This window comes from Pseudomonas sp. KCJK9016, assembly GCF_046231795.1.
In the GTDB taxonomy this organism is placed as follows: domain Bacteria; phylum Pseudomonadota; class Gammaproteobacteria; order Pseudomonadales; family Pseudomonadaceae; genus Aquipseudomonas; species Aquipseudomonas bananamidigenes.
In genome coordinates, this window is record NZ_JBJJMM010000032.1 from 39266 (window position 1) to 60428 (window position 21163).

Genomic DNA, 21163 nt, shown 5'->3' on the forward strand with positions numbered 1-21163 from the left:
ATGTATCTGATCTTTTTCGGGTTCTTTGCCGCGGAGGGGATCATCTATCCGTTCTGGCCGACCTGGCTGGATTCGCTGGGCTTCAGCGCCAGCCAGATCGGTCTGCTGATCGCGGCGGTCTATTGGCCGCAAGTCGTGACCGGCGTGTTGATCACCTACGTGGCCGACTGGCGCGTGGACCAACTTCGGCTCGCGGCTTTTCTTGGTTTTTCGGCAGCGTTGTGTACGTTGCTGTTCTATTTCATGCCGGTGCACCTGTGGGGATTCGTGTGCCTGAGCATTCTGTTCGGCGGGCTGTGGATGGTGGTGCTGCCATTGTCCGAGTCCTATCTGCTCAAGCGTGACAAGCAGGCCCTGCAGAACTATGGCCGGGTTCGCGCAGCGGGCTCTTCGGCGTTCATCCTGACCTCGACGTGTGGCGGTCTGTTGTTCGCGCACTACGGCCAGACGTGGGTGCCGATCGTGATTGCGGCGAGCATGCTGTTCACTGCATTGGCGTGTCTGTGGTTGAAGCGTCAGGTCACGCTGGCGCCTCTGCAACCGCCCGAGCGTACGACAAAGCGGCCCGACTGGAAGGCGCTGTTCGCACACAAAGGCCTGCTGATCGCGATTGCCGCCGCCAGCTTCATTCAGCTCAGTCACACCCTGTACTTTTCCACGGCGTCGATCGGCTGGGGCGTGAAGGGCTACTCTTCAACCACCATCGGGGTGTTCTGGTCAGTGGCGGTGATTGCGGAAATCACCTATTTCGCGTTCTCCAACAAAGTCCTGGCGTATTGCTCACCGCTGTCTATCGTGATGGTTTCCAGTGTCTGTGCGGCAATACGCTGGGCGCTGTTTTCCGACAGCGATGCGCTGGCGGTGATTCTGCTGGGGCAATGCCTGCACGCCTTGAGTTTTGCGGCTTACCACTCGGCAATCATGCGCTGCATTCGCGACCATGCGCCGGCGCAGCTGCAGGTGTTTACCCAGGGCGTCTATTACTCGCTGGCGGTTGCCTTGCCCATGGGCCTGGCCACACCCTTCGCCGGGTATCTGTACGACACGCAGCCACAGTGGGCCTGGTACGTCATGGCGCTGTTTGCGTTGACCGGTACCGTCCTGGCATTCATTGCTTATCCGAAAATGCGAAGTGCTACCGATGACTCAACGAACCTTTACAGCCGTTTGCTTTGATATGGATGGCGTGCTGATCCAGTCGCGCCAGGTCATCGAACGGGCCTGGACCACGGTGGCACGCCAGTACGGCGTAGCGGTCGATCAGGCCTTCATCGACGAACACATTCATGGTCGCCCCGGCGGCTACACCCTGCAGGCGCTGTTCGGCCAGTTCGACGAGCAGCAGCGTGTGCTGATCAAGCAGGAAGTCGACGCCATCGAAGAGGTTTCGATCTGCCCGCTGGTGCCGGGCGTCGCTTCGCTCATCGACCGTCTCGCCGGGCACGTGCCGCTGGCGCTGGTCACCAGCAGCTGGCGCGCGCGGGTCGATCACGTCCTGCAGCAACATGACCTGACCTCGGTGTTCGACTGCATCATCTGCCGCGACGATGTGCGCAGTGGCAAACCGGCCCCGGACCCCTATCGCCTGGCCGCCGCCCGACTGGATCGCCAGAGCGATGAATGCCTGGTCTTCGAAGACTCCGTCAGCGGCGTGCAGTCGGCGGTCAGCAATGGCGCGCTGTGTATCGGCATTGGCGACGATCCCACGCTGAGCGCGCACGGGGCACTGCGGACGTACACGGATTTCACGGCGCTCCCGGTCTCGCAGGGCGAGGTGGATACCCACCTCTATGCCGACGGCGGGCTGTTGATCGGCGGGCAGGCTGCCCGGAGGTTTGCCCGCTCATGACCCCGACTTTGCAACACGCAACGGTGCTGTGGGATTTTCTCGGGTCCGGACGCGGGCACCAACCCTGCGACCTGATCGTGGTGTGCGGCTCCTACGATCTGCGGGTCTGCGATTACGCCTGCCAGTTGCTGAAAAAAGGTGTCGCCCCGCATCTGCTGTTTACCGGCAACACCGGCAACTGGACGAAGCATTTGTGGGAACGCACCGAAGCCGATGTTTTTGCGCAACGGGCCATGGCGCAAGGTGTTTCACCGGATCAATTCACCTTGGAATCCCGCGCTACCAACTTCGCCGAGAACATCGCGTTTGCCAGGGCATTGTTCCCGGACGTGCGCCGGGCGACGTTCCTGACCAAACCCAATTCGATCCGGCGCGTGGCGTTGACCCTGCCCGTTCAATGGCCGGGGCTCGAGGCCTGGGTGGATGCGCCGTCGTTCGGTTTTCCGGGTGAGGTGAGTAACCTGATCGGGGTCCTGGGATTGATCGACGAAATGGTCGGAGATATCCACCGGATCATGGTTTACCCTTCGCTGGGCTTTCAGGTCGAGCAGGTGATTCCCGATGAAGTCGAGGTCGCCTGGCGCTACCTGATCGAGCAAGGATTCGATCACCATTTGATCAAGGGCAGACACTGACGCCCGAGCTGCCGCCGGAGACTGACATGCTGTACGACACCCTGATCCGCAACGCCCTGATCATCGACGGCAGCGACACTCCGGGTTATACCGCCGACGTGGCGATTCTCGATGGCCGCATCGCACGCATCGGTGACTTGCGCGACGTCGGCGCCACCGACGAAATCGACGCCGCCGGCCGCGTGCTGGCGCCGGGTTTCATCGACGTGCACACCCACGACGACACCGTCGTGATCCGCCAGCCGCAGATGCTGCCCAAGCTCAGCCAGGGCGTGACCACGGTGATTGTCGGCAACTGCGGCATCAGCGCCGCACCGGTCAGTCTCAGGGGCGACCCGCCGGATCCGATGAACCTGCTCGGTAATGCTGCCGCATTCGTCTATCCCCGTTTCAGCGATTACCGCGCGGCGGTGGAAGCGGCCAACACCACGCTGAACGTCGCGGCGCTGGTCGGCCACACGGCCCTGCGCAGCAATCACCTCGACGATCTGTTTCGCACCGCGACCGACGATGAAATCACCGCGATGCGCGAGCAATTGCGTGAAAGCCTGGAGGCCGGGGCGCTCGGCTTATCCACAGGGCTGGCCTATGCGAGCGCGTTTTCCGCGTCCACCGATGAGGTGATGCAATTGTCCGAAGAGCTGACGGCGTTCGGGGCGGTGTACACCACGCATCTGCGCAGTGAGTTCGAACCGGTGCTGGAGGCCATGGACGAAGCGTTTCGCATCGGTCGCCACGCCCGCTCGCCGGTGATCGTTTCCCACTTGAAGTGTGCCGGCGTGGGCAACTGGGGGCGCAGTCCGCAGTTGCTCGCGTCGCTGGAGGAAGCGGCGAAAACCCACCCGGTCGGCTGCGATTGCTACCCCTATGCGGCGAGCTCTTCGACGCTGGATCTCAAGCAGGTGACCGACGCTCACCGCATCACCATCACCTGGTCGACGCCGCACCCGGAAGTCAGCGGTCGCGACTTGAGCGCCATCGCGGCCGAATGGACGATGCCACTGCTCGATGCCGCCAGACGCCTGCAACCGGCAGGCGCGGTGTATTACGGCATGGACGAGAAGGACGTGCGGCGCATCCTTGCCCATCCGCTGTCGATGGTCGGTTCCGATGGTCTGCCGGAAGATCCGTTTCCCCATCCGCGTCTGTGGGGGGCTTTTCCGCGGGTGCTGGGCCATTTCAGTCGCGATGTCGGTCTGTTTCCGCTGCACACCGCCGTGCACAAGATGACCGGTCTGTCGGCGGCCCGTTTCGGCCTGAAGGGGCGTGGCGAGGTTCGTGAAGGCCACTGGGCGGATCTGGTGCTGTTCGACCCGGCAACCGTGCAGGACGTCGCGGATTTCAAGGATCCCCAACGGGCGGCGCAAGGCATCGATGGCGTGTGGATCAACGGCGTATTGAGCTACCGCGACGGTCAGGCCAACGGGCAGAGGGCCGGGCGCTTTCTGGCCCGTGAGGGTGATCTGCGTGACAACTTTCGCTGAGTTTCGCGGAGTGCGTCACAGTGGTGGCACATTGCAATTAAAGAAAGCCATCACCAAGCCGAATTGCTGACATCTGCCCCGGCTACACGGCGGGGCCAATCAGTCAGGGAGCACCCCATGAGCTTTGGCAAAACCACCCCGATCCTGCGGATCTTCGATGAAGCCAAGGCGCTGGAGTTTTACGTCGACTTCCTTGGTTTCAAGATCGATTGGCAGCATCGTTTCGAAGCGGATTTCCCGTTGTACCTGCAAGTCTCCCGAGGCGAATGCGTGCTCCACCTGTCCGAGCATCACGGCGATGCAACACCGGGTTCGGCCCTGCGGATCGAGACCGATGAGCTTGAGGCGTTTCAGCAGCAACTGCTGGCGAAGAACTACAAGTTCTCGCACCCGGGCATCCAGGCCATGCCATGGGGCAGCCAGGACATGACCATCGTCGACCCGTTCGGCAATCGCCTGGTGTTCACCAACGCGATCAGCCTCTAGCTGTCGTTCGACACCCGGTGAGCCTGCCGAAACTCACCGGGCGGCATGCCGCGCCGGCTCTTGAACGTGCGGTGAAACGAGCGCGGTTCGGTGAAGCCCAGATACTGCGCAATATCCTGAATCGGCAAGGTGCTGTTGAGCAGGTAGTGCTCGGCCAGCTCCTGACGCAGCTCATCGAGAATCTGCTGATACGACGTACCGGCCTGATGCAGCTGGCGTTGCAGGGTGCGCACGGACACCGCGAGATGTTCGGCCACCTGTTCCTTGCGCGGCAGACCTTCCTTGAGCAACTGACGCAGGATGTTTTTGACCCGCAGCTCCAGCGATGCATCCTCCAGCGTCGCCATCAAACTCTGAGCGTGTTCTTCCAGGGTGCGCAGCAAATGCGCATCGGCCTGGCGCAACGGCAACTGCAGATACGGCAGCGGCACGATCAACGCCGAGTACGCCTGATCGAACAGCACCGGGCATTCAAAAAAACGTTCGTACTGTTCCGGCGTCGTGTCCGCCGGCATCGAGTGTTCCAGCCACACCGCGGCCGGCGACAACCGGGTGTCGGCGATCCAGCGTGCGTAGTGCAGCCAGGAGCCCAGCACGTTTTCCACCAGATGCCGGCGGATCCGCGGGCGTTCGAATCGGCAGTTCCAGATCAGGTGCACATGCTCGCCCTGCACCTCGGCGCGGCTGACGCCCATGTCGCCCACCAGTTTTTCGAACGGCATGATGCGGCTCATGGCGTCGCCCAGCGTCGCGCAGTTCATGGTGATGTAGCCCAGCACGCTCCAGGAGTTGGGCAGCACGAAATTTGCCGCGTTGAGCCCGAACAACGGATCGCCCGAGTGCTCGCAAAAGTAGTCGAGCAACCGTTCATGGGTTTCACCCGGCAGGCGCAGGCTGTTGTCGCTCAGCTGTTGCGCCTGCAACCCGGCCGCCGCCAGCGCCGGCTCGATGGCCAGGCCCAGATGCTCGGCATGACGCAGGTACTTGAGCAGTGGCGGAACGGAGGTGAAGCCGAGCGATTGCATGACCGAATTCCCTTGATCGAGGCCGCCACGGGCGGATGAGCGCCCTGAAAGGTAATTTGAATCCACGGCTAAAGTAAATGGCTGACGCTTGCGCGACGTTTGACTCAATTGGCTACTCGAACTGGCCGGATGCGACCGTGACACTTTCGGCTGGCTGACTAGTATGAGGGCCTGAAATCTCACTGATCGGACTGCACAGAAGGACACTCGCATGCGACGCTGGAACGGCTGGGGCGATGCAACCACGGTGGTCGAACTGCCGGCCCGGGGCGCAGGTTTTCTCCATGAGCGGCTGGGAGAAGGTCGCGCATTGCCCGACGCAACGCTTGAAGCCGCGCTGGCCCGGGTGCCGGTCTCGCGGCTGGCGGAACACGCGCTGTACAGCATCGATGCCCACGATCGCCTGTTGCATGCCCGAGGGCAGAGCCTGCCGGACTGGCTGGCGTTGCGCGAAGGGGCGCCGGGCAACTATCCCGATGCCGTGGCGTTCCCGGAAACCGCCGAACACATCCGCCAATTGCTGGCGCTCGCCCAGGCGCGGGACCTGTGCCTGATTCCCTATGGCGGCGGCACGTCGGTGGCCGGGCACATCAACCCGCCGGACTCTGCGCGGCCTGTGGTGACGGTGTCGCTGGCGCGGATGAATCGCCTGCTCGACCTCGATGAACAAAGTCTGCTGGCGACTTTCGGCCCCGGCGCCAGCGGCCCGCAGGTCGAGAGCCAGTTGCGCGCCCGTGGCTACACGCTGGGGCATTTCCCGCAGTCGTGGGAGCTGTCGACGCTGGGCGGCTGGGTGGCCAGTCGCTCCAGTGGTCAGCAATCGTTGCGTTATGGGCGGATCGAGCAATTGTTTGCCGGTGGCACCCTGGAAACCTTCGCCGGGCCGCTGCAGATCCCGAGCTTCCCGGCCTCGGCAGCCGGCCCGGATCTGCGTGAAGTGGTGCTGGGTAGCGAGGGACGGTTCGGGATCATTTCCGAGGTCAAGGTGCGGGTCAGTGCGTTGCCGGCGGACGAGCGTTTCTACGGTGTGTTTCTGCCCGACTGGAGCAGGGCACTTCAGGCGATCCGGCAACTGGCCCAGGCGCGGGTGCCGCTGTCGATGCTGCGCTTGTCCAATGCGGTGGAAACCGAAACCCAACTGGCGCTGGCCGGCCATCCGCAACAGATTGCCTGGCTGGAAAAATACCTGAGCCTGCGCGGCGCGGGCGAGGGCAAGTGCCTGCTGACCTTCGGCGTGACCGGCAATCGCAAGCAGAATGCGCTGTCCCTGAGCCAGGCCCGTCAGCACCTGAAGGCCTTCGGTGGCGTGTTCACCGGCACGCTGCTCGGCAAGAAGTGGGCGCAGAACCGCTTTCGTTTTCCCTACCTGCGGGAGAACTTGTGGAACGCCGGTTACGTGGTCGACACCCTGGAAACCGCCACCGACTGGAGCAACGTCGACAAGCTGCTCAACCTGATCGAAAACAGCCTGCGCGATGCCCTGGCGGCCGAGGGCGAACGGGTGCATGTGTTCACTCATCTGTCCCACGTCTACGGTGAAGGCTCGAGTATCTACACCACCTACGTGTTTCGCCCGGCAGCGGACTATCCCGCGACGCTGGCCCGCTGGAAGGCCCTCAAACACGCGGCCAGCCAGACCATCGTCGACAACCACGGCACCATCAGCCATCAGCACGGCGTGGGCAAGGATCACGCGCCGTACCTGCCGCGCGAGAAAGGCGTTTTGGCGATGGACACCTTGCAGGCGCTGAGCCGGCACTTCGACCCGGCCGGGCGTCTGAACCCCGGCACATTGTTGCAGGAGTGACCGCCATGAGCGCGGACTGGAACGCCGAATGGCGCCGGCAAGTCCTGCCGACGCTGGCGGGTGAGAACTGGGATTTGATCGTGATCGGTGGCGGCATCAGCGGCGCCGGCATCCTGCGCGAAGCCGCACGGCGTGGCTGGCGTTGCCTGCTGCTGGAGCAGCGGGATTTCGCCTGGGGCACGTCCAGCCGATCCTCGAAAATGGTCCATGGCGGTTTGCGTTATATCGCCAAGGGCCAGTGGCGCCTGACCCGGGATTCGGTGCGCGAGCGCCAACGCCTGCTCGACGAAGCGCCGGGGCTGGTGGAACCGATGAGTTTCATGATGCCGCATTATCGCGGCGGCTTTCCCGGGCCGCGTGTGCTGGGTGGTTTGTTGTCGGTCTATGACGCGTTGGCCGGGCGTCGCGCCCATTGTTTTCATGACGCGCAGCAACTGCGTTTTCTCGCGCCGGGCGTCAAAGAGCATGACTTGCTGGGCGGCACCTGTTTTGTCGATGCGCTGACCGATGACGCACGGCTGGTGATGCGTGTGTTGAGCGAAGCACGGGCCGATGGCGCGGTGGCGCTCAACGGCATGCGCGTCGAACATCTGCTGCGGGAAAACGGGCGGGTGTGCGGGGTTCAGGTCGAGGATTGCGAGGCCGGCGCATCGCTGCAATTGCGATGTGGTGTGCTGGCGGTGGCCACCGGGGCCTGGGCCGAGCGCTTGCGTCCGCCCGAGGCGCCGCGTCAGTTGCGACCCTTGCGCGGCAGTCATTTGCTGCTGCCGGGCTGGCGCTTGCCGGTGGCGCAGGCGTTCACCTTTCTGCATGAGCGGGACCGGAGGCCGGTGTTCGTGTTTCCGTGGGAAGGCGCCACGGTGATCGGCACCACGGACCTCGATCACCGCGAGAATCTGGACCAGAGCGCGAGCATCAGCGCCGAAGAACTCGACTATCTGCTGGCCGCCTGCCAACAGTCGTTTCCCGGTGCTGAAGTGACAGCCGCCGACGTGCTTTCAACCTGGTCCGGCGTGCGCCCGGTGGTGGGCAGTGCGGCGGGTGAGCACCAAGACAAACCGTCGAACGAAACCCGTGAACATGTGCTGTGGCAGGAACCGGGTTGCGTGACGTTGGCCGGCGGCAAACTCACGACGTTCCGTCCGCAAGCCATCGAAGTGCTCAAGGCCTGCGCCGACATGCTCGGCCGTTCTTTTGAAGATAATGCCGCGCCGGTATTTGCCGCCGTGCCGCCACTGGCGATTCCCGGACTCGGCCCCGGTCAGTGGCGACGGCTGGCCGGGCGCCATGGCCGAGACTTGCCGAGGCTGGCGCAACGGGTCGCCGAACTGGGCCACGAGACTGTCGGCGCCACCGACGCCTTGTGGGCCGAACTGGCCTTCGCCTGCGAAGCAGAAATGGTCCTGCACTTGGATGACCTGCTGCTGCGTCGAACCCGTCTGGGCCTGCTGCTGCCCCGTGGCGGCGCAGACTGTTTCCCGGCCATTCGCCAACTCTGCCAGTCACGACTGGGCTGGAACGACGAACACTGGCAACAGGAACAGCAACGCTACCAGGCCTTATGGCAACGCCATCACGGCCTGCCGGAAATCGCGCAGTGATGCCCCTCGAAGAGAGCTCCATGGACAACCACCCGAACAAGCGTTACCTGCTGGCCATCGACAATGGCACCCAGAGCGTGCGCGCGCTGCTCTTCGATTTGCAGGGCAATCTGCTCGGCAAGGGCAAGGTCGAGTTGCAGGCCTATTACTCGACGCAACCGGGCTGGGCCGAACAGGATCCGGAATACTACTGGGCGAAACTGGGCGAGGCCTGCCAGCAGGTGTGGGTGCAGACCGGTATCGATCGTTCGCAGATCGCCGGGGTGTCTCTCACGACGCAGCGCGGTACGGTGATCAACGTCGATGCTCAGGGCAAGCCGCTGCGTCCGGCGATTCTCTGGCTCGATCAGCGTCAGAGCGAAGTCGAAGGCGGGATCAAGGGGCCGTGGGGCTGGCTGTTCAAACTGGCCGGCGCGCAGGCCACGGTGGATTACTTTCGCGCCCAGGCCGAGGCCAACTGGATCGCCCGCCATCAACCCGAAGTGTGGGCGGCGACCGACAAGTTTCTGCTGCTTTCGGGGTTTCTCACGCATCGCCTCTGTGGGCGCTTCGTTGACTCCGTGGGCTGCTGCGTCGGCTACCTGCCGTTCGACTTCAAGCGCCTGCGCTGGGCCGCACCCCGTGACTGGAAATGGCAGGCGCTGGCGGTGCGTCCGGAGCAACTGCCGACCTTGCACAAACCCGGTGAAACCCTCGGACACATCAGCGCCGAAGCAAGCCGCCACACCGGCATTCCCGAGGGGATTCCGCTGATCGCGGCGGGTGCCGACAAGGCCTGTGAGGTACTCGGTTCCGGCGTCGTCGACTCGGGCACGGTGTGTCTGTCCTACGGCACCACCGCGACGATCACCAGCACCCGTTCGCGCTATCTGGAGATCGTCCCGCTGATTCCACCGTACCCGTCGGCTGTGCCGGATCAGTACAACTGCGAGGTGATGATTTATCGCGGTTACTGGATGGTCAGCTGGTTCAAGAACGAGTTCGGCCTGCGGGAAATGCAGCAGGCCAGAGAGCAGGGCATCGAGCCTGAACAACTGTTCGATGCCTTGGTCGATGCGGTGCCGCCGGGCTCCATGGGGTTGATGCTGCAACCGTACTGGTCACCGGGCATTCGCGAGCCGGGCGTGGAAGCCAAAGGCGCAATGATCGGCTTCGGCGACGTGCACACCCGTGCGCACATTTACCGGGCGATTCTCGAAGGTCTGGCCTATGCCTTGCGCCAAGGCATGGAGAAAATCGAGAAGCGTTCGAAGATCTCCGTCACCCGTTTGCGGGTGGCCGGCGGTGGCTCGCAAAGTGATGCGGCGATGCAACTGACGGCGAACATCTTCGGCCTGCCGGCGGAGCGTCCGCATGTCTATGAAGCGTCGGGTCTGGGCGCGGCGATCTGCTGTGCGGTGGGGCTCGGGCTGCACGCGGATTTCCCCACGGCAATGGCGGCGATGACCCGGGTCGGCGCGGTTTTCATACCGCAGCCCGAGGCGCAAAAGATCTATGAACGACTGTACAGGGACGTGTATCTGCGCATGTACCGGCAGCTCAAGCCGTTGTACCGGAGCATCCGCAAGATCACCGGTTACCCGGCCTGAAAGAACATACCGTGTGGCGCTATCGGAGAACTTTTCTGGTGAGATCGGACAGTGTCAGGGACGGGGTCGATTGTTAGGCTCGATCCCCACGGCACACCTGACAAGAACCACAAGCAATGAAGCTGATCCCCCTCCTGCTGCTTTGCGCAATGGCCCCGACGGCGTGGGGCTGGTCGAACCATACGGTGGGCAGCTACCTGGCGTTGCAGGCGCTGCCGGTGTTGCGCGATGCGCCATCCGTCGAGGTCGAACCGCTGGAGCAGTTTCTCTCCGGGCAATATCCGGCCATCGTCGCGTTGCTCGATGAGCAGGAGCGCTTCGCCCGTGAACACTTCAAGCAGTACCCGCCGCGCTCCGACAACCTGAAATTGCCAGCGGTGCCGAGCGACAATCTGCGCCACGATTTCCTCACCGCGCTGCGGATCAATCCGCTGATTCATCTGGCGATGGTCATTCAGCCATTGCCGGGCAAGGACCTGCCCGAGCGCGAGCATCTGCAGGCCGATCAGGTGATGGTCGAACAGACGCTTTCGCCGTGGAATCGCCAGCGTTTCATTCGCGTGGTCGATCACGAAGAAGTCGCGCCCCTGGCCGTGCTGGCGAGCGCCGCCGATGAGCCGGACTACGGCCATGACATCAACCTGTTCAGCGACAACCCCGGCGAAGTCGCCGCGTTGTACGGTTTCGGCCCGCAGCCGTTTGGCGATGCGCGCTTTCAGTACAGCTCCCAGGCGCCGTTCCACATGGGTTTCTTCCATGAGAGCCCGGTGGTGTACGCGGCCGCCGGATTTCTCGAACGCAGCTGGCCGGACTGGCGTGCGTATCAATACATGGGGCTGGCGCGGCTGGCGTTTGCCACTGGCCATTCCTACTGGGGTTATCGCTTTCTCGGCTGGGGCCTACACCACGTTCAGGACCTGACCCAGCCGTATCACGCCAAGCCGTTGCCCGGTGTCGAGCTGCCGAGCCTTCTGCTGCTGGAGGGCAAGGCGCTGGCCGGTTTTGCGCAGGACAAACAGGCATCCATCGAACGGGTCGCGACCCGCCACACGGAAGTCGAGAAATACCAGTCCACCTGGCTGCGTCGTGTGCTGCGTGCCGGTCAGCCGCATCCGATGCTCGACGCTTACGCCGATGCCGCCACGGACGCGCATTACCCGTCGTACTCCGTGGACTACCTGCGCGAGGTGGTGAGTGCCGAGTCCGTCGACGAGTCCGCCGCCTTCGACGAAGCCATCGGCCAGTGGCTGGAGACGGCGCCGGTGACCAGTGATTTCAGCGCGGGCAATCAGTTGCAGCGCGAGACCTTCGAGCACCCGGAACTCAATAGACAATTGCTCACATTACTCGGCCATTTCGGCGCCCACAGCCGGATCTATGTCAGCGCGGGACTGGCGCCCTGAGCATCGCGGCAACACACAACAATAAGAACAGGGAAGGAGGAACAGATGATCAACACTCGATTGCGCCTGTCTGGCGTAGCGCTCCCCGGTGTCGGTTTGGCAGGGCTGCTGCAACTCTGCGCAGTCGACGCGGTGCAGGCCGCCGAGTTCAGCGTGCTGGACAACCAGGTCACCGGCTCGCTCGACACGACCTTGTCCTATGGCCGCCTGTGGCGGGTGCAGGGCCGGGACAAGCACAACGATGACGTCAACACCAACGACGGCAATCGCAACTTCGACACCGGGCTGGTTTCCGAGGTGTACAAGATCACCTCGGAGCTGGAGGCCAACTACCAGAACTACGGGATGTTCCTGCGCGGCACCGCGTTCTACGACACCCAGTTGATGGACAAGCGCAACGACTACTACCACAACAACAGCCCGTCGCAGCCGAGCCAGAGTTATCCCCAGGATGACCGTTTCACCCGTCAGACCCGCGACATCGCCGGCAGCCGGATCGAGATGCTCGACACCTACGTCCATGGCAGCTGGGACGTTGCACAGATGCCGGTCACGGCACGGGTCGGGCGTCAGGTGTTCAACTGGGGCGAGGGGATTTTCTATCGTGGCGGGATCAACACCACCAACCCGGTGGACGCCGCCAAGTACCGTTTGCCCGGCGCCGAGGTCAAGGAAGTGCTGATGCCGGTGGAGGCGGTCAGCTTCAACATCGGCCTGACCGACAGCCTGACCATGGAAAGCTTCTACCAGACCAACTGGAAAGAAACCCGCATCGACCCGGTCGGCACCTTCTACTCGCAGACCGACCTGTTCGCCGACGGCGGCAACACCGCTTACAACAACTTCAGCGGCACTGCCCTCGACACGCCGGTGCCGGGCTTCGGCAATGTCATCGGGCTGTACAGCGCATTGGGCAACAACCCGTTGCTCGGCCCGGCGCTGAAATCCACCGGCCTCTACGCCAACGGTGTGACCCCGGCCTACGGCAATACCCTCAAGGTGGCGACCATCGGCAAGGACTACAACGCGCGCAACGACGGCCAGTTCGGCTTTGCCTTTCGCTACATCGCCGAAGAACTCAACAGCACCGAGTTCGGCCTGTACATGGTCAACTACCACGCCAAGGAGCCGACCATCGCTGCCGACCTCGGCGGTTACAAGGGCATCGACATGAATGCCCTGACCACCATGCTCTCCAGCGTCGCCGGCAGTCAGGCCGGGGCTCTTGCCAACGGGCTGGCGACCGCCGATGTGATGGGCAACATCCAGGCCCATCGGCGCTATGCCGAAGACATCCGCATGTACGGCTTCAGTTTCAACACCACCCTGGGCAATGCCTCGGTGTTCGGTGAGCTGGCCTATCGGCCGAACCTGCCCATCGGCATCGCCGCCACCAACGACTTGATCGGCGACCTGGCCAACGGTGCTGCGGCGGCGGTGTCCGGCAAGGCCATCAACGTCGGCGGGCAAATGGTCACCCTCGACAGCCAGATCAACAACGCCGAGCGAGTGGAAGCGTTCAACACCTCGCTGGGCAGCATTTACAACTTCGGTCCGACGCTGTCGTTCGACTCGATGTTCGGCATCTTCGAACTGGCGTCCGAGCACCTGCGCGGCAGCAGCCTGCAATACACCGCCTACGACGGCAGCACCCGCTACTACGCCGGCACCGGCAACACGTCGTACGTGTCCGGCGGTGATCGTGACGATCAGGTCAACCGCAATTCCTACAGCTACACGGTGATGTTCAACGGTACCTGGAACGATGTGTACGCCGGGGTCAACGTCTCGCCTTACGTCGTCTACAAGGACGATTTCAAGGGCAATAGCTACCAGGCCGGCAACGCCATCGACGGGCGCAAGGCCTACACGCTGGGGGTCAAGGCCAACTACCAGAACAAGCTCGAAGCCGAACTGCAATACACCGAGTTCTGGGGCGGCGGGCAGAACAACGGCATCCGCGACCGCGACAACGTCGGGTTCAACCTCAAGTATTTCTTGTGAGTACCAAACACAATTTTTGCGGCAGCTCATCCCCCTGTGGGAGCGAGCTTGCTCGCGAAGAGGCCGGCATATTCGACACAGATGTCGCCTGACAAACCGTTTCGTCGGAACGCCGCCCGGAGCAAGCTCGCTCCCACAGTTTTTTGTACTTCGGAGAAGATCATGTTTCACACTTCAAGACTGACCAAGATCTCGCTGGCGCTCGTCCTCGGCCTGGCCACCGGCAGTGCGCTGGCCGCCATCTCGCCCCAGCAGGCCGAACAACTGAAAACCTCGCTGACCCCCATGGGTGCCGAGCGCGCCGGCAACGCGACCGGCACCATCCCGGCCTGGACCGGCGGCATCACCCAGGCCCCGGCGGGCTACAAACCCGGCCAGCATCACCCCGATCCCTACGCGGCGGACAAACCGCTGTTCATCATCACCAAGGCCAATCTCGACCAGTACAAGGCGCATCTCACACCGGGCCAGATAGCCCTGTTCAACAGCTACCCCGACACCTTCCAGATGCCGGTTTATCCCTCGCGTCGATCCGGTTCGGCGCCGCAATGGCTGTATGACAACACCCTGAAAAACGCGACCTCGGCCAAACTGCTGGAGGGCGGCAGCGGGTTCGCCGATGCCTATGGCGGCGTGCCGTTCCCGGTGCCCAAGGATGGTGTCGAAGTGTTGTGGAACCACATCACCCGCTATCGCGGCATCTACGTCGTCCGTCGCGCTTCCGAAGCGCCGGTACAACGCAACGGCAGCTTCGCGCTGGTGACCTCGCAGCAGGAGGGCTTCTTCAACTACTACCGCCCGGGCGGCCAGTTCGCCGACCTGAAAAACATCCTGTTCTACTACCTCGCCTTCGTGAAAAGCCCGGCGCGTCTCGCCGGTGGTGCCGCGCTGGTTCATGAGACGCTGGACCAGCTCAAGGAACCCCGTCAGGCCTGGATCTACGACGCCGGCCAACGCCGCGTGCGCCGTGCACCGAACCTCGCCTACGACACGCCGATCGCCTCATCCGATGGTCTGCGCACCGCAGACGACACCGACCTGTTCAACGGCTCCCCGGATCGTTTTGACTGGAAGCTCAAGGGCAAGCAGGAAATCTACATTCCCTACAACAACTACAAGGTCGGCAGCCCCGAGGTGAAATACGCCCAATTGCTCACCCCCGGCCACCTCAACCCGCAATACACCCGCTACGAACTGCACCGGGTCTGGGTGGTGGAGGGCACGCTCAAGCCGGGTGCGCGGCATGTCTATTCCAAGCGAGTGCTGTTTCTGGATGAAGACAGCTGGGGCGCCGCGCTGGTGGACCAGTACGACGGGCGAGGGGAGTTGTGGCGCGTGTCGATGGCCTACCTGAAAAACTTCTACGACCTGCCCACCACCTGGAGCGCACTGGACGTCTTCCACGACTTGCAGGCCCGTCGGTACTACGTGCAGAACCTGGATAACGAAGAGGCTTCCACCGTCGACTTCTCGCAACCGATGCCGGAGGACGCGTATTTCATGCCGTCGGCGTTGCGGCAGCGGGGGACGCGTTAAGTGGTCTGATGCAATCGCGGGCAAGCCCGCTCCACAGGTAAAGAGTCGAACACAGTCTCTGTGTACGCCTCAGAATCTTGTGGGAGCGGGCTTGCCCGCGATTGGATTTCGCTTCAGCGCTGGTTGTAGGTCAGACGCGGAAATGACTCACCATCTGCTGCAACTGCCCACCCAACCGCGCCAGTTCAACGCTGGACTTGGCCGTTTCATCACTCGCCGCAGCGGTCTGTTCCGACACGTCGCGGACGTTGATGATGCTGCGGCTGATTTCTTCGGCCACGGCGCTTTGCTGTTCGGCGGCCGCGGCGATCTGCTGGTTCATCGACTGGATGTTCGACACCGTGCGGGTGATGTTTTCCAGGGAGTCGCCGGCCTTGCGGGTCAGGGCCACGCTGCTGTCGGTCAGGGCGCGGCTGTTGTTCATCACGGCGGATACCTGCTGCGTGCCGTTCTGCAGACCGGCCACCAGGCCTTCGATTTCCTCGGTGGATTTCTGCGTGCGCTGGGCCAGGCCACGGACTTCGTCGGCGACCACGGCAAAACCGCGACCGGCTTCACCGGCACGGGCGGCTTCGATGGCGGCGTTGAGGGCCAGCAGGTTGGTCTGTTCGGCCACGGCCTTGATCACGTCCATGACGCTGCCGATCTTGTCGCTTTCCTGTTGCAGCACGCTCATGGCTTCGGTGGAACGCACCACTTCGCTGGCCAGACGCTCGATCTGGGCGATGGCTTCGTTCACCACTTTGTCGCCTTCGCGGGCTTCACCGTCAGCGGCAGCTGCGGCTTGCGAGGCTTCTTCGGCGTTGCGCGCGACTTCCTGTACGGTGGCGGTCATTTCGTGCATGGCGGTGGCCACCTGATCGGTCTCGACCTTCTGGCTGTTCACGCCGGCGCTGGTCTGTTCGGTCACGGCCGACAGCTCTTCGGCGGCGCTGGCGATCTGGGTCACGCCATCGCGGATGCCGCTGATCAGGTCACGCAGGGTCACGCCCATGCGCGCAATGCCTTGTTGCAGCACGCCGAGTTCGTCGCGGCGGGTAACGACCACGTTCTGGCTCAGGTCGCCGCTGGCGATGCGTTCCACCACGGCCATGGTTTCCTGCAGCGGACGGGTGATCTGGCGGGTGATGATGAACGCCGCGATAACGCCCACCAGCAACGCCAGCAGCGTGCTGATCAGTTGCAGGGTGCGGGCCTGGGCGCTTTCCATGTCACGACGATCGAGCTGGATCTGATACATCTGCTCGCTCAGGGTCACGATGTTGGCGCCCTGATCGGTCATTTCCTTGCGGGCCTGCACGGCTTCGCTGTTGGCGTTCTTGAACGCCTGCAAGGCACTGCGGTAGTTGGTCAGCGCGGTTTCCAGCTGACGCAGGGTGTCTTGCTGGGTGCTGGAGAAATGCACGCTCAACTGTTTCAGGCTGGCGATGGCCACATCCAGTTGGCCGACGGCTTTCTGCTCGGTATCGGCATTGGTGGTGGCGGTGTAGCCGCGCACTTCGTAGCGGGCCAGGATGAACGCTTCCTTGGCTTCGGTGATGGCCTGGAATTGCTCGAAGCGCTCCTCGCTCATCGCCATCTGCCGCACGCGGTTGCTGATCGATTCGATCAAGTTGTAAGCGGTCTCGGCATTGGCGGCCATGGTATCGCGCGCCGTGTTGCCGGTGCGGTAGGCGTTGCGCATCTTGTTCAGGGAGGTCTGGTACTCGGCGATGGTCGCGGCCTGCTCCTTGAGCAGCTTGACGTTTTCCGGGCTCTTGAACTTGCCCAGCAGCGCCTGCTGTTGCGCGGCGAAACCGTCGAGGGTGGTCTGCACGTTCTGCGCGGCGGTTTCATCGCCATTGGTCAGCATGTATTGCAGGCGCACCACGCGCAGCTTGGTCAGGCCGGCGTTCAGCTGGGTGATGTCGCTCATCCAGTTGCTGCGGTCAATCAGGCCGCCGAGGCTGGTCCAGCCGGTCAGGGCCAGAATGCAGGTCAGGGCCAGGACGAGACCGAAACCCAGCCCCAGTTTGAGGTTCACGCTGATATTGCCGAACCAGCTATTCATCACAATTCCTCCAGAAAACGTTGTGCGTCTTGATCGTCGGTCAGGCTGGAAGATTGTTGTTTTTTTGAGCCAGCAAGGGTGTTAGCTGGACTGTATCGGCCGCAAATCCGAGAGCTGAAAGGATTTTGTCCGGCGGAATTTGTAACAAGAGTCTCAAGACTTTTTTCACATGGGTTTCACCGGCTGCCCACGGCGGCCTCTGTACCTTCGCCGGATCAAATGACAGTGCCGCGGACTGGCAAGGCGGATTTTTGTGGAATTGAGACTGAGTCTGTTCGGCGTCAAACGCTCGATCGACCTGAGTGGCCTGGCCCGTTTTCGCAACCTCGGGGTCGTTCTGGCGGCATCGGCGCTGGTGGTGCCGCTGACCCTGTGGCTGCTGGCGCCCAAGGCGGTGCCTGATCTGGCCCACGGCAACGTGGCCGGAGCGCAGGCGCTGGCCGCCGGTTGGGCCAAGGGCGACATGATCGTGCTGGTGCGGCATGTCGAGCGCTGCGATCACTCTCCGGCGCCATGCCTGAGCGGCAATGACGGCATCACCGACCGTTCGCGCAGCGTCGCGGTCGCCGTCGGTGCACAGTTCGAGCACCTGGGCCTGAACCATGCCGACATCTACAACAGCCCGATGACCCGCACCGTTCAGACCGCCGGCTACATGTTCAACCACGCGACGACCGGCGAAGACTGGCTGATCAGCTGCAAGGGCCGCATGTTGCAGGATGCGCTTGCGCACAAGGTGCCGGGGCGCAACCTGATTCTGGTCACCCACAGCGAATGCATGGCGCAACTGGAAAAAGACCTCAAGGTGTCGGCCACGACCCCCGGTTATGGCTCCTCGCTGTTCGTTTCCGCTGCCAATCCGGCGGCGCCGAAAATGCTCGGCTTCATCGAAGCCTCCGACTGGCGCACGCTGTCCAGCCGATAAGTGATCGTCACTCAAACGAAAAAACCGCCGGTGAAGGCGGTTTTTTCGTTTGTGCGTCACAACATCAATAACTGACGAAGTAGTAAGCCTGCCGCCCGACCATCATGGTCTTGAGCACTTTCAACGGGGCGGCGGGCTCGCTGTCCCCCGACATCACGGCGATGTTCGAAGAGGATGCACCGAGAAAATCCTTCAGTTGCGCATCGGTATCCAGGCCCTTGAGCACGCTCTGGGTATAGAACACGCTGGCACCGCCGACCCGTTCGTTGGCCTGGAACAGCGCGACCTGATGGCCGCCGGCTTGCAGGTTCTGGATGTGTTCGGTCAGCGGCAGGAACGATAATTCCTTGTCCGCTTTCGGCAACGCCCATTGCGCGGCGCCAAGGTAACTGGCGATCACCACCGTCAGGATGCCGGCCGCCAAGGCCTGACGATGACGGGCGATCCATCCGAGAAACCCGCTGTTACGGCCCTTCAATCTCTCGAACAGCACACCCGCATATTCCGCCGCGATCACCGCCGCTGCGGGCGTCATCGACATCAGGTACACCGTGCGCTTGCTCGATGCCAGGGTCAGCATGATGAACTGCGCCACGATCCACAGGCTGAAAAACAGCAGGTAACGATTGGCCTTCAGTTGTTTGCGGAAGTGCCACAGCCCCAGGTACACCAGAATGTTCCAGGGCAGGAACGCTTCCGGCAGCTTGGCGATGTAATAGTAGAACGGCTCGTAGTGCCCGGCTTCGACGAACGATCCGCTGAAACGCCCGACACTGTTGGTCAGTAAGACTTCGCTGACAGCCTGGCTGCCGCCCCGTTGATAGAGCACCACAAGCCAGATCAGCAGCGGAATCAACCCGACCACCGTCAGCAATCCCGGCCGTAGCCAGTCCGTCAGTTTGAAGCGCTTGTCCATCAGGTTGTCGGCCAGCAGGTAAGCGAAAATCACCACGCCCGGCATCGCCAGACCGAGCACGCCTTTGCTCAGGGTGGCGATGGCAATTCCGACGATAAACAGCAGCGAATTCCCCGGCGTCGAGTGCCGCTGCGCCTGGAAAAACGCCAGCAATGCCGTGGTCACGCCCAGCGCGAGCAACGCATCCTCGCCAACCCCGCGCACGTTGCTCCAGTAACTGGCCATGGTCGCCAACAGAATGCCCGCCGTCCACGCGATCGCTTTCGGTCGTCCGAAGCGCCGCAGCATGCCGAACAGCACCATCACACTGAGCAGACCGGCCACCGCCGACGCCAGCCGCACCGCCCACGGCGAAACACCGAACACGCGCATGGCGCCGGCATCCAGCCACAGACTCAGGGGCGGCTTCTCCAGAAACGGTTCGCCGAACAGCCGGGGCGTCACCCAGTCATCGTCCAGGTGCATCTCCATGGCGATACCGGCGACCCGGGCCTCGGTGGAACCTTGCAGTTGATGATTGCCCAGCGCAAAGAAAAACAGCAGGGCGGCAAGCAGGAACAATGAAGTGACGGCACGCGACGGCATAGGTTTCAGATAACCGGAAAGGGCGGGAGGCCAGAGCATACTTCGTCAATGTTTAACAAATTGTGAAACTCACGCGAGTCGCCGCGACCAACGCTGATCCGGGGCTTCGAATGCCGGATTGACCAGCGCCGTCAGCACATGATCCTGCCAGCGCCCGGCAATGTTCAGGTACGCCTTGGCGTAGCCTTCTTTTTCGAACCCCAGGCGCTCAAGCAGCCGCGCACTGCGTTCATTGCCGGGAATGTAATTGGCCATGATCCGGTGCAGGTTCTGGGTCTCGAACATGTAGGCAATGGCTGCTTCCAGTGCTTCCTGCATCAATCCCTTGCCCTGATGCGCTTCATCGATGTGATAACCCAGATAACACGCCTGGAACGCACCACGAATGATCCCGCTGAAATTGCACGCACCGATCATCTGCTCGCCATCAGGAGTCAGCAACGCCATATGCACCGCCAACCCGGCATCGAAAGCGCTGGCCTGGACTTCAAGGCGTCGGCGGATCTGTTCGGTGGAGAAGTAGTCGGTGGTGCGGATCGGTGACCACGGGGCGAGATGGCGCTGGTTGCGTTGGTAGAAATCGCTTTCCAGAGGCGCCTGATCCGGGTCGAGCACCGCGAGCGTCAGGCGTTGGCAGGGGAGGGTCAACAGCGGCATTGGGGGCTCCGGGGATCGAGGGGAATCACCAGAATTGCGCGGTGGGCGGGAAAACACAAACGCGCTGCCAGACGCCGGACAAAAAAAAGCCCGCAGGAGAGCGGGCGAACCGTAGTTTCTTGAATGAGCGAGCGGACTTTACAGGTTTGATGGTGAAGGGGCTGTGAAGAAAAATTCATGTCGCCATACCTCCACATATCCCCGGATTGCGGCTCTTTCAAGAGGGTCAGTGGCAAAGAACCGGCTTCGAATCGGTCGGCGGCTGCAATGGATCGAGCTTGCTCAGAGCGCTGCCCACCAGCAACTCCGCCAACCCCGCCAACTGATGCATCGCGACAATCCGCGCACGCTGCACCTCATCCGGCCGATGGACCAGATCATGCGCCATGACATTCAGCGCCGCGAGGTTCTGGCTGGCGTGGGTCAACAGCGTGACCAGATCAACGTCGGGACGCACGCTCAGGATCTGATCCACCGGAAGCAACCGCGAACCGCGCCTGCGGACAACGGAAATGGGGCGATCGGAAGTCGAGACCGTCCCGGACTCGGCAACCAGGGAATCTTCGGATGGATCGTGGGTATCTTTTTTCATGACCGGACTCCATGTGAGG

The 21163-nt window shown here is 62.6% G+C and carries 17 protein-coding genes and 1 pseudogene; 12 read left to right on the forward strand and 6 right to left on the reverse strand.

From position 1 onward, the window contains the following. The 5 genes from ACK6BI_RS24420 to ACK6BI_RS24440 all read left to right on the forward strand — a co-directional run bounded on the left by ACK6BI_RS24420 (nucleotide 1) and on the right by ACK6BI_RS24440 (nucleotide 4454). Nucleotides 1-1176: an MFS transporter gene (locus ACK6BI_RS24420; RefSeq protein ID WP_409319087.1), complete on the forward strand. Its 1176-nt coding sequence runs from the start codon at nucleotides 1-3 to the stop codon at nucleotides 1174-1176. Next, on the forward strand, nucleotides 1142-1849 hold the full coding sequence (locus tag ACK6BI_RS24425; protein WP_409319088.1) for an HAD family hydrolase: 708 nt from the start codon (nucleotides 1142-1144) through the stop codon (nucleotides 1847-1849). The genes ACK6BI_RS24420 and ACK6BI_RS24425 overlap by 35 nt, the downstream gene beginning before the upstream one ends. Next, nucleotides 1846-2484 (forward strand): YdcF family protein, encoded by a 639-nt coding sequence (locus ACK6BI_RS24430; protein ID WP_409319089.1) that lies wholly within the window; start codon nucleotides 1846-1848, stop codon nucleotides 2482-2484. Before ACK6BI_RS24425 ends, ACK6BI_RS24430 begins: the two co-directional genes overlap by 4 nt. A gap of 26 nt (nucleotides 2485-2510) precedes the next feature. Beyond that, the gene (locus ACK6BI_RS24435) at nucleotides 2511-3968 is read left to right on the forward strand and encodes a D-aminoacylase (protein WP_409319090.1); all 1458 of its coding nucleotides are present in this window, start codon (nucleotides 2511-2513) and stop codon (nucleotides 3966-3968) included. 117 nt (nucleotides 3969-4085) lie between these two features. Next, complete coding sequence (locus ACK6BI_RS24440) at nucleotides 4086-4454, forward strand: glyoxalase superfamily protein (protein WP_065261068.1); 369 nt, start codon at nucleotides 4086-4088, stop codon at nucleotides 4452-4454. Here ACK6BI_RS24440 and ACK6BI_RS24445 read toward each other — a convergent pair. Continuing rightward, nucleotides 4451-5479 carry an AraC family transcriptional regulator gene (locus tag ACK6BI_RS24445; RefSeq protein WP_409319091.1) on the reverse strand — a complete coding sequence of 343 codons (1029 nt, stop codon included), beginning with the start codon at nucleotides 5477-5479 and terminating at the stop codon, nucleotides 4451-4453. The two genes, ACK6BI_RS24440 and ACK6BI_RS24445, sit on opposite strands and share 4 nt — an antisense overlap. Before the next feature lie 211 nt (nucleotides 5480-5690). On the opposite strand from ACK6BI_RS24445, the gene ACK6BI_RS24450 reads away from it, so the two are divergent. From ACK6BI_RS24450 to ACK6BI_RS24475, 6 genes are all read left to right on the forward strand, one after another. Beyond that, entirely contained in the window at nucleotides 5691-7286 is a 1596-nt protein-coding gene (locus ACK6BI_RS24450) for an FAD-binding oxidoreductase (RefSeq protein ID WP_409319092.1), read from the forward strand. A 5-nt stretch (nucleotides 7287-7291) separates the two neighbouring features. Then, on the forward strand, nucleotides 7292-8887 hold the full coding sequence (locus tag ACK6BI_RS24455) for a glycerol-3-phosphate dehydrogenase/oxidase (protein ID WP_409319093.1): 1596 nt from the start codon (nucleotides 7292-7294) through the stop codon (nucleotides 8885-8887). A 20-nt stretch (nucleotides 8888-8907) separates the two neighbouring features. Continuing rightward, complete coding sequence (locus ACK6BI_RS24460; RefSeq protein ID WP_409319094.1) at nucleotides 8908-10476, forward strand: FGGY-family carbohydrate kinase; 1569 nt, start codon at nucleotides 8908-8910, stop codon at nucleotides 10474-10476. A 116-nt stretch (nucleotides 10477-10592) separates the two neighbouring features. Further along, a complete protein-coding gene (locus ACK6BI_RS24465; RefSeq protein ID WP_409319095.1) occupies nucleotides 10593-11879 on the forward strand; it encodes a phospholipase in 1287 nt (428 codons plus the stop codon). A gap of 45 nt (nucleotides 11880-11924) precedes the next feature. Further along, a complete protein-coding gene (locus tag ACK6BI_RS24470) occupies nucleotides 11925-13883 on the forward strand; it encodes a DUF1302 domain-containing protein (RefSeq protein WP_409319096.1) in 1959 nt (652 codons plus the stop codon). Nucleotides 13884-14045: 162 nt separating this feature from the next. Continuing rightward, on the forward strand, nucleotides 14046-15419 hold the full coding sequence (locus ACK6BI_RS24475; RefSeq protein ID WP_409319097.1) for a DUF1329 domain-containing protein: 1374 nt from the start codon (nucleotides 14046-14048) through the stop codon (nucleotides 15417-15419). A gap of 130 nt (nucleotides 15420-15549) precedes the next feature. Here the strand turns inward: ACK6BI_RS24475 and ACK6BI_RS24480 are convergent, their stop codons facing one another. Together ACK6BI_RS24480 and ACK6BI_RS24485 are read right to left on the reverse strand one after the other, a co-directional pair. Further along, nucleotides 15550-16413 carry a methyl-accepting chemotaxis protein gene (locus ACK6BI_RS24480; protein WP_371321019.1) on the reverse strand — a complete coding sequence of 288 codons (864 nt, stop codon included), beginning with the start codon at nucleotides 16411-16413 and terminating at the stop codon, nucleotides 15550-15552. 42 nt (nucleotides 16414-16455) lie between these two features. Next, nucleotides 16456-17334 (reverse strand): annotated as a pseudogene (locus ACK6BI_RS24485) (methyl-accepting chemotaxis protein); the annotation flags it as partial. A gap of 388 nt (nucleotides 17335-17722) precedes the next feature. Here ACK6BI_RS24485 and ACK6BI_RS24490 point away from each other — a divergent pair. Beyond that, on the forward strand, nucleotides 17723-18394 hold the full coding sequence (locus ACK6BI_RS24490) for a histidine phosphatase family protein (RefSeq protein WP_409319098.1): 672 nt from the start codon (nucleotides 17723-17725) through the stop codon (nucleotides 18392-18394). 64 nt (nucleotides 18395-18458) lie between these two features. On the opposite strand, the gene ACK6BI_RS24495 is transcribed toward ACK6BI_RS24490, so the two are convergent. The 3 genes from ACK6BI_RS24495 to ACK6BI_RS24505 all read right to left on the reverse strand — a co-directional run. Then, nucleotides 18459-19934, reverse strand: coding sequence for an ArnT family glycosyltransferase (locus ACK6BI_RS24495; protein ID WP_409319099.1), 1476 nt, complete (start codon nucleotides 19932-19934; stop codon nucleotides 18459-18461). 30 nt (nucleotides 19935-19964) lie between these two features. Further along, nucleotides 19965-20552, reverse strand: coding sequence for a ribosomal protein S5-alanine N-acetyltransferase (gene rimJ / locus ACK6BI_RS24500; protein ID WP_409319100.1), 588 nt, complete (start codon nucleotides 20550-20552; stop codon nucleotides 19965-19967). A gap of 226 nt (nucleotides 20553-20778) precedes the next feature. Continuing rightward, nucleotides 20779-21163, reverse strand: a 385-nt coding sequence (locus ACK6BI_RS24505; protein WP_409319101.1) for a DUF6124 family protein, incomplete at its 5' end; no start/stop codon positions are given.